The sequence below is a fragment of the Haliscomenobacter sp. genome (genome assembly GCF_040403615.1).
Taxonomy (GTDB): domain Bacteria; phylum Bacteroidota; class Bacteroidia; order Chitinophagales; family Saprospiraceae; genus Haliscomenobacter.
Genome location: NZ_JBBAKG010000173.1, coordinates 1 through 8,538, shown reverse-complemented (window position 1 = coordinate 8,538; position 8,538 = coordinate 1). Strand labels below are relative to the sequence as shown.

The window sequence follows — 8,538 nt, the reverse complement described above, 5'->3', positions numbered from 1 at the left end:
TTTGGTGGTTTTTGAGGGGAAAGGTAGGGAATTTTTTCGGGTGTAGCTCTGTCGCGCAATGCATTTGGCCTACATGAGCTAGACTATCCCAAACATGAGGTAGAACGCGCCGCTTTCAGGCTTTTTGGAACAAAGGAAAACCGGTAATAGGGGTAAGAGTGAATTTTTCTTCTACCACTAAAAATATTGATAACTGGAAGGCGCAGCCTTTGGCTTAGGAAGTTACCAGATTCAGCAAAGCAGTTTCATCATCACAAATCTACCCCCCAATAAATCCCACTCAAAGGTACCTCCAATCCCATTGACTGTAAAGGCACCAGCGCATCATTTTCAGTATAATCAGTCATACTCCACAAGTTGTCCTTTTCCCGATAATAGCGGGTGATGATTCGCTCCGATTGACTAACGATCAAGTATTCTTTGAAAGAATCAACACTACGGTATTGTTCAAATTTGGAAGAAAGATCATAGGTTTCTGTACCATCAGAAGAAACTTCTACTACAAGTAAGGGGTTCGTGATAATGTCCCGACGATTTTCATAATACAGGGGTTTGACGGCAACAGCAACCGCATCAGGGTATACAAAACGACGACGTTTTTCAATCCATATCTTCATATCGCTGGTATAAATTTTGAAGGTTTGAGTACTTTTCTCCAAAGCTTTACCTATTTCAATGATGATGCGTGCACAAATTTCGTTATGTACATCACTTCCTCCGGCCATTTCCCAAATTTTTCCATTCCAATACTCGTGCTTGGCGGTACTATTGGATTCCATTTCGAGGTAATCCTCTATACTATACCTACTTGTTGCTATTGTCATGGTTGCTTACAGTTTTAATGCAAATTATTAAATTAATTGCTGGATTGAAAGCCTCCTCACTGCACCACCCGAAACGCAGTCCTCCGATTCAACTGATACTCTTCTTCCGTACACTTCGCGCAAGCGCAGATTGCTTCGGGTACCCCTTCACCATAGCCACGGGCTTCCAGGCGTGCCGCATCGATCCCTTTGCTGATCAGGTAATCCACGGCAGACTGGGCGCGTTTTTGCGACAGCGATTCGTTGTAAGTATCTGAGCCACGGCAGTCGGTGTGAGACGACAATTGGATTTTGATTTTGGGATTCAATTTCAGGGTTTCGGACAATTTATCCAGGGTAGGTTGGGCATCGGCGCGGATGTCCCATTTGTCGAGGTCGTAGTAGATGTTTTCGAGGCGGATGTCTTTGTCGAGGAAGATTTTGTCCAGTACGATCTCGATTTCAAAAATCTGCTCCGGGTTGTTGGGGTCTTTGGCGATCCCTTTGGTGGAGAATTTGGCAAAATTATTGAGGTAGCCCGGATGCGTAGCCAAGAAATTGTAGTCCAGGTTTTCGGCCAATTCAATGCGGAAATGCCCTTCGGCATCTACGGTGACCGTTTCGGTTTTATTGCCAATTTTGATGTCTACTTTGGATTCAGGCAATGGCTTGCGGCCCAGCACTTTACTGTTGGGGTTGGTGGCTTCCTGAAAGATTTTTTCCAACACGAACCCATCCAGAATCAGCTTGGCTTTGGGTTGCTCTTTGGGGATCTCGGCAATCGGTGGTGGGGGAGGAGGGGGTACATAACGGCGCTCGAATACATAAATGTCGTCGTTGCCCTGGCCTTCGCTGCGGCTGGAGGTCAAATAGCCCTTGCTGGTGACCCCCGAGTCTCGTTTGGACTGATAGTCTACCAGAAACCCAAAATCATCGCCCATGGAGTTGATAGGGGGCTTGAGATTGTATGCTGGCGCCCAATCGCCGTTTTTGAGGCGGTAGGTTTTGAAAATGTCCAGTCCGCCCATGCCTGGGTGGGTATCAGATGAAAAATAGAGCGTATCGTTGTCCATGCTCGGAAACAGCTCATTGCCCAGGGTGTTTACGGTGCGAGGCAAGAGTTTGGGTTCTGCCCATTCACTGCCTATGCGTTCGCTGACCCAAATGTCGTGTCCGCCCCAGCCGTCGGGGTGTTCGGCAGAAAAATACAACACTTTGCCATTGGGAGACAAACAAGGTTGGCCGTAATTGACGCCAGGCTGTTGAAAACTCAGCGCATCAGGAGCAATCCAGGACGTGCCATCGAACACACTGTGCATGATTTTGCAGAATTGGTCTTCCTTTTTTGTGCCGGTGCAGCGGGTAAAAAACACTTCGGTGTAGTTGGCATTAAAGGTTGCGGTGCCTTCATTGGCCAGGGTATTGATGGCCGCGCTAAAGTTGCTGGCATCGCCCGTTTGGGGATTGATGGCAAAAAGGTCGCTGAAATCATTGCCCGTCCAGGCATAGATTTTTTTGTCGCCCGTAGCCGTTGCGCGATCGGAAGTGATCACCAATTGATCTTTGAAAAATACGGGGGCGTAATCGGCGTATTTGGAGTTGAAGGTGGCGGGTTCAACGCTGTATTCAGGGGTTTTGATTTTTTTCCAACCTTCGGCAACGTCACAGGCGGCAATTTCCTTGCGGTATTCATAGGGACTGCCTATTTCGATGCCCAGGTTTTTGTACGCCTCTTTGGCATCGGCATAGCGGCCAGCCATTTTGAGGGCTTGGGCCATTTCCTTCAAGGCATCGGTACCTGCCTGGTTGTCGTAGGCTTTTTGAAACCAGTCGATGGCTTGCTCGCTTTGGTTGGTGGCTTTGAGGGAGAGCCCCAACATGTAAGCCAGTTTGCCTTTTTCGATGCGGGTTTTGGCTTTGTTGTACTCTTTTTGCAGCAAGCCTACGGCCACTTTGTATTGTTTGGTTTCAAAAGCAATTTTGCCATCGCGCACTTGATTGGCTACACTGCACGCACTGAGCAGAAAGAGAAGCATTAGACTTATGGATAAAAGGACCTTCATGTCGTAGTTTTATGACGGGAATATAAAGAAAAACGCAGAAATGAGTGGAAGAGTTTATGGGACTGCTATTTGACAGACCAGAATTAATGAAAAGGAGTTGACAAAAAAAATATTTTTTGTTAACTTTGTATGGTACACGTTTTTACAAAACAAATACTATGTCAATTACTTTGAATATTCAACCAGAATTGGAAAAACAGATAAAATGGTATGCTGCAAATGAAGGCATAGACATCGATAGCTACCTTTCAAAGATGATTGAACGCCAGTTTCAAATGCCGCGAATAGATGCTACAGAAGCTGCGCTGTTAGAGGCGATCAACCTTGGAATAAGCAATGATGACTGGGAGCGCTATTCAACACTTAAAGAAAAAAGAGACGCAGAGACATTGACGTTAGAGGAATACGAAGAACTCATTGAGATTTCAGACCAAATTGAGATAGCCAATGTGGAGCGAATCAAAAACCTGATTAAACTCTCTCAATACAGAAATATTTCACTCGATGCGTTGATGCTAGAGCTAGGCATAAAAGCTGCATAGCAATGAAAGCAAACGCAGCTTTAAAAGAAAAAGTCAGGTCACGAGCAAATGGATGCTGCGAATATTGCTTTTCCCAATTTAAGTATTCGCCTGATCCATTTTCAGTTGAGCATATCATCCCAATTTCTAAAGGAGGTAGTGATGAAATGGACAATTTGGCCTATAGTTGCCAAGGTTGCAACAATAAAAAATACAATCACATCCAATTCAAAGATTTAATCACAGGTGCTTTCGCAAATTTATACAATCCACGACTTGATGTTTGGGAAGAACATTTTCGATGGAATGAGGATTTTAGTTTGATCCTTGGAATCTCACCAACAGGAAGAGCAACCGTCAGTCTTTTGGATTTAAACCGAGAGGGAGTAACGAACCTAAGGAAACTACTTTTTTTAATCGCACAGCATCCTCCTTTTTAAGCATCCTTCACCTTCCTCCTCATAAAAACAAAAACCGGCAGCCGAATTTCTTCAACTGCCGGTTTTCACCGCCAAAACTGGCTATTTTCAATTACGCTTTAACAACTGCTTTGCTGCTGCCTTTGCCCTTGCCATCTTCAGCGGTTTTACTGCTGGTAGCAAATTTTGCATCCAGGTAATCACCTTTGGTAAGGTCTGCTACGATTGGAGCGGCAATGAAGATTGAGGAGTAAGTACCAAAAACTACCCCCAACAACATGGCGAAAGCAAAACCTTTGATGCTGGTGCCCCCGAAGAAGAACAGGATCAATACACTAAGGAACACCGTGGAAGAGGTTACGATGGTACGTGTCAAAGTACTGTTGATGGCTGCGTTGATCAACTCGTTCTTTTTCATAGTCGGGTACTTGTGGATGTATTCCCGAATCCTGTCAAATACGATTACCGTGTCATTCAGCGAGTAACCAATCAACGTAAGGATCGAAGCGATAAATGCCTGGTCGATTTCCATGTTGAAAGGTAAAACACCATGGAATATGGCAAACATACCCACCGCAAAAACAACGTCGTGGATTGTAGCGATTACCGCACCCGCGCCGTACTTGATTTTATTGAAACGCAAAAGTACGTACAAGAAAATACCAAGCAAGCCGAACAGAGAAGCTTTCCACGAGCTCCGCTGGATATCGTCGGCGATGGTTGGTCCTACCTTACTTGCACTGGTGATGTGGGTACCGGTACTGGCATAATCCTTGAACTTGTCTTGATCAAGATTACCTCCCGCAATTTCGTTGATGCCATTGAACAGCTTTTCAACCACACGGTCTCCAGCTTTTTCGTCTGGGCTGTCTACCAAATAGCTTGTCACTACGTTGAAGGTATTTTCTGTGTCTACTGCTTTAACAACAGGTGTTGATCCGAACTCAGTAGTCAAAGCCTGGCGTAGCTGTTCCGATTCTACCTTGACCTTGGAATCAAATTGAATGTTGTAAGAGTAACCTCCTTTAAAATCAACACCCAGGTCAAAGCCACGGATGAAAATAGCAAGGAAGCAGATTACCGTTACAATTCCTGAAAAAGCATAGGAAATATGACGGAATCCCATCCAGTTGTAATTCCGATCCAACAGGAAGTGTGAAGACCAAGGTAAACTGAACGTCATCTTGTTGCCTTTACCAACCCAGTATTCAACCATCATACGGGTAACAAGGATACCCGTAAACAAGGTTGTTGCGATACCCAACATCAGCACAATCGCGAAGCCTTTGATTGGTCCCAGACCAAAAACGGCCAGGGCTACCCCAGAAATAAAGGTAGTGAGGTTGCCATCAATGATGGCGTTGGCGGCGTGTTTAAAACCTTCCTGGATCGATTCTTTCAATCCCAGCCCCTCTCGCAATTCTTCCCGAATCCGTTCGTAGATGATTACGTTGGCGTCTACGGCCATACCGATGGTCAGTACGATACCTGCAATACCCGGGAGCGTCAGAACAGTACCAATGGATGCCATAGCCCCAAGCAGCAGGAAGATGTTGATGATCAAAGCCAAAATAGCCACGACACCACCACCTGCATAATATGCCACCATAAAGGCCAAAATCGCGAGGAAGGTAATCACCAAAGTGCCGAAGCCTTTGTTGATGTTTTCCTGCCCCAGAGTTGGACCGATGATGGATTCCTGAATGATGCGGGTTTCCGCAGGCAGTTTACCTACTTCCAGCAAATTGGCCAAGTCTTTGGCTTCTTCGAGGTTGAAGCTTCCCGAAATTTGAGAGCTACCACCCAGGATCGCCTCGTTTACACTAGGACAAGAAATTACCTCATTGTCCAGGGCAATCGCGATTTCGCGGTTGTTGGCCTGTGCAGCTTTGCTGGTCATATTGCCCCAGATCTTGGCACCTTCGCCATCCATGCGCAAGGAAACGACGATTTTGCCAGAGTTCTGGTCAGAATCTTCAAATGCCTGAATCACGTGGTCACCATTGAGTGGTGCTTCAGCGCGAGTACCTTCTTTTTTGAGGGCATACAGCTCGTATACGTTGGTTGGCTTTTTAGTTTTGGGATCCGCAATCGGATCTTTAGACCAGGCAAAAGTCAAATCGCGAGGGAATTGAGCTTTGACTTCATCCCGCGCCAACATGGAATCGATGGATTCTTTTTTGTTTTTCTCAGCGTAGCCCATCAATGCAGGTGCAGTGCCCTGGGTATTGACTTGCAGAAGCTCGAGCAGTGGGTTGTCAGCTGGACGTTGTACGATGCTGTCAAATTTCCATTTGCTTTTGGCCAGCGCATTTCCCAGCGAGTCGGTTTTTTTCAAACCAATGGTGTCTGGGCGGGTCTTGCCTGTTCCGATCGTTTTTGCCAGTGCTTCATTGGCGGCAATAAATCCTTCGATGATTTGTTTGCTGGTAGAAGCATTGGGGTTGATTGGATCACTGAGGCGGTAGATGTTCCAGAACTCCAGTTTGGCTGCACCTGACAGGAAGGCACGGGCACGCTGAGGGTTGTCGATACCGGGCAATTCTACCAGAATCAAGGCCCGGGCATTGTCCAGGGACACGTTTGGTCCGGTTACGCCCAGTTTGTCGATCCGTTCTTTCAGCAAACGGAAGGTTAGATCAGCGGTTTGATCCGCTTTTTTCTTCAGCACGCTGATTACCTTGGCATCGGGATCACCAGATTTGATGTCCTCTTTCAACGCGTCATTGCGAGAAAACAAATTGGCCAGTGGTTTGCTGCCACTGATCTCTTTGTATGCCCTTGCAAAAAGCGTCACGTAGTTGTCTTGAGCTTGGCGTTGATCCTGAGTCGCTTTTTTCAAAGCGCGATCGAACTCTGGATTCTCCGAGTTAGTGGCAAGTGAACGGATGAAATTTTCCAAGTCAACTTGCAAAACCACACTCATCCCTCCTTTGAGGTCCAACCCCATCGCCAATTGTTGACCTTTCAAATCCTGATAGGTGTACTTTTTCAGCCCTTTGAGGTCAAAGACCACTTCGGTAGACATTGAATCCAAATAAGCTGCGCGTTTGCTCTTGAACACGGCATTTTGCTGTGCTGTAGAAACTTTGGCGCTGGCTTTTTTAGCATAGGCATCCGCTGCATTCTCCACGTTGGTGGTAGGAATTGTCAGCAGAAACTGAAAAAGTGTGACGATCGTCATCAGTATCAGGAAAAACCTTACCAGTCCTTTTCCTTGCATAACTTCTTGTTTACTTGTACAGTATAAAATTTGTCAGAAAAAACTGGGCAAATATAAGGTGTTTTGTAAAAAAGAGGCGCTAGAAATGCGGAAAAGGGAAATTAATTTTACGATTTGGCCATTTTTCCCAAAATGACGTTTTGTTTTTTATATTTGGCACTGGAAAATTTTACCAACAAACCAAAGTAATCAAGCATGGGACTGTTTTCATTTTTAAAAGATGCAGGTGCTAAATTGTTCAAGCGCAAGAAAGAGGAAGTTACTGTTCCTAAGGAAGCTGAAAAAACCCAGGAAGAAAATATCCAGGCACTCAAAGATGCTGTAGCAGATTTGGGCATCGAAGTCAAAGATTTCTTTGTAGACCTGCAAAAAGACACCGTGATCGTATTCGGAGAAGTACACACCCAAGCAGATAAAGAGAAAATTATTCTTACCTTGGGCAATGTAGAAGGCGTGGAAGAAGTAGACGACCGCATGACCGTGATCGAACCTGAGCCCGAAGCCGATTTCTACGAAGTGAAAAAAGGCGACTCTTTGTCAAAAATTGCCAAGGTATATTATGGCGATGTATTGAAATACCCCGTCATTTTTGAAGCAAACAAACCCATGTTGAAAGACGTAAACCGGATCTATCCAGGGCAGGTATTGCGGATACCAAAACTCTAGTCCATTTGCAGGAAAGTTACACCTTATTAGATAACCTCTAACCAGAGTCACCCGAGTCAGGTGCAAAGAGGAATTGATCAACCTAATACCACAATTTCACATGAGTAAACTTTTTACAAAGAAGCCACTGTCACAATTGTTGAACGAAGCTTCGGCTGATGGCCATGGTACGTTGAAGCGTACGTTGACAGCTTGGAGTCTGATTGCCCTGGGCATTGGTGCCATTATCGGTGCAGGTTTGTTTGTTCGTACCGCAGCAGCAGCAGGTGGGCACGCGGGCAGCGCGGTGACCATCTCGTTTTTGTTGGCCGCCCTGGGTTGTGCTTTTGCGGGTTTGTGTTATGCAGAATTTGCGGCCATGATTCCCATTGCCGGAAGTGCTTATACTTATGCATACGCCACTTTGGGCGAATTGATGGCCTGGATCATCGGTTGGGCATTGGTACTTGAATATGCCCTTGGTGCAGCAACGGTTTCGATTGCCTGGAGTGAGTACCTCAACAAGCTTCTGGGGGGGAGGATACCCTATGAATTGTGCCATTCCCCGTTTGAATCACTAGGTGATCATTCGGGCATCATCAACCTGCCTGCTTTGTTGATTTTGGCTATTATTACAGCACTGCTGATCAAAGGCACGCAAGAATCTGCTTTTGTAAACGCGATCATCGTGTTTATCAAGGTGTTCATTGTATTGGTTTTCATCGTGATTGGATGGGGCTACATTAGCCCAGCCAATCATACGCCTTACATGATCCCTGAAGGAACTCCTGGCCATACCGGATTCTTTGATTGGGGCTGGGGCGGTGTACTGCGTGGAGCGGGCATTGTTTTCTTTGCCTTTAT

7 protein-coding genes are annotated in these 8,538 nt (G+C 45.8%); 4 read left to right on the top strand and 3 right to left on the bottom strand.

What is annotated here, in order from left to right:
* Nucleotides 1–251: 251 nt before the first annotated feature.
* Complete coding sequence (locus tag ABW391_RS27760; protein WP_353485165.1) at nt 252–824, bottom strand: Uma2 family endonuclease; 573 nt, start codon at nt 822–824, stop codon at nt 252–254.
* 56 nt (nt 825–880) lie between these two features.
* Complete coding sequence (locus ABW391_RS27755; protein WP_353485164.1) at nt 881–2,866, bottom strand: OmpA family protein; 1,986 nt, start codon at nt 2,864–2,866, stop codon at nt 881–883.
* A gap of 158 nt (nt 2,867–3,024) precedes the next feature.
* Between ABW391_RS27755 and ABW391_RS27750 the strand changes: the two genes are divergently transcribed.
* Nucleotides 3,025–3,408 carry a hypothetical protein gene (locus ABW391_RS27750; protein ID WP_353485163.1) on the top strand — a complete coding sequence of 128 codons (384 nt, stop codon included), beginning with the start codon at nt 3,025–3,027 and terminating at the stop codon, nt 3,406–3,408.
* A gap of 2 nt (nt 3,409–3,410) precedes the next feature.
* Nucleotides 3,411–3,827 carry an HNH endonuclease gene (locus ABW391_RS27745; protein WP_353485162.1) on the top strand — a complete coding sequence of 139 codons (417 nt, stop codon included), beginning with the start codon at nt 3,411–3,413 and terminating at the stop codon, nt 3,825–3,827.
* 91 nt (nt 3,828–3,918) lie between these two features.
* On the opposite strand, the gene secDF is transcribed toward ABW391_RS27745, so the two are convergent.
* On the bottom strand, nt 3,919–7,029 hold the full coding sequence (secDF, locus tag ABW391_RS27740) for a protein translocase subunit SecDF (RefSeq protein ID WP_353485161.1): 3,111 nt from the start codon (nt 7,027–7,029) through the stop codon (nt 3,919–3,921).
* 195 nt (nt 7,030–7,224) lie between these two features.
* Between secDF and lysM the strand changes: the two genes are divergently transcribed.
* Together lysM and ABW391_RS27730 are read left to right on the top strand one after the other, a co-directional pair.
* Nucleotides 7,225–7,695, top strand: coding sequence for a peptidoglycan-binding protein LysM (lysM, locus tag ABW391_RS27735; protein WP_353485160.1), 471 nt, complete (start codon nt 7,225–7,227; stop codon nt 7,693–7,695).
* Between the two features lie 100 nt (nt 7,696–7,795).
* Nucleotides 7,796–8,538, top strand: a 743-nt coding sequence (locus tag ABW391_RS27730; protein WP_353485159.1) for an amino acid permease, incomplete at its 3' end; no start/stop codon positions are given.

Excerpts from the sequence above, each read along its gene's own strand:
- ABW391_RS27760 (WP_353485165.1), bottom strand. The coding sequence starts at position 824 with ATGACAATAGCAACAAGTAGGTATAGTATAGAGGATTACCTCGAAATG.
- ABW391_RS27755 (WP_353485164.1), bottom strand. The coding sequence starts at position 2,866 with ATGAAGGTCCTTTTATCCATAAGTCTAATGCTTCTCTTTCTGCTCAGT.
- ABW391_RS27750 (WP_353485163.1), top strand. The coding sequence starts at position 3,025 with ATGTCAATTACTTTGAATATTCAACCAGAATTGGAAAAACAGATAAAA.
- ABW391_RS27745 (WP_353485162.1), top strand. The coding sequence starts at position 3,411 with ATGAAAGCAAACGCAGCTTTAAAAGAAAAAGTCAGGTCACGAGCAAAT.
- secDF (WP_353485161.1), bottom strand. The coding sequence starts at position 7,029 with ATGCAAGGAAAAGGACTGGTAAGGTTTTTCCTGATACTGATGACGATC.
- lysM (WP_353485160.1), top strand. The coding sequence starts at position 7,225 with ATGGGACTGTTTTCATTTTTAAAAGATGCAGGTGCTAAATTGTTCAAG.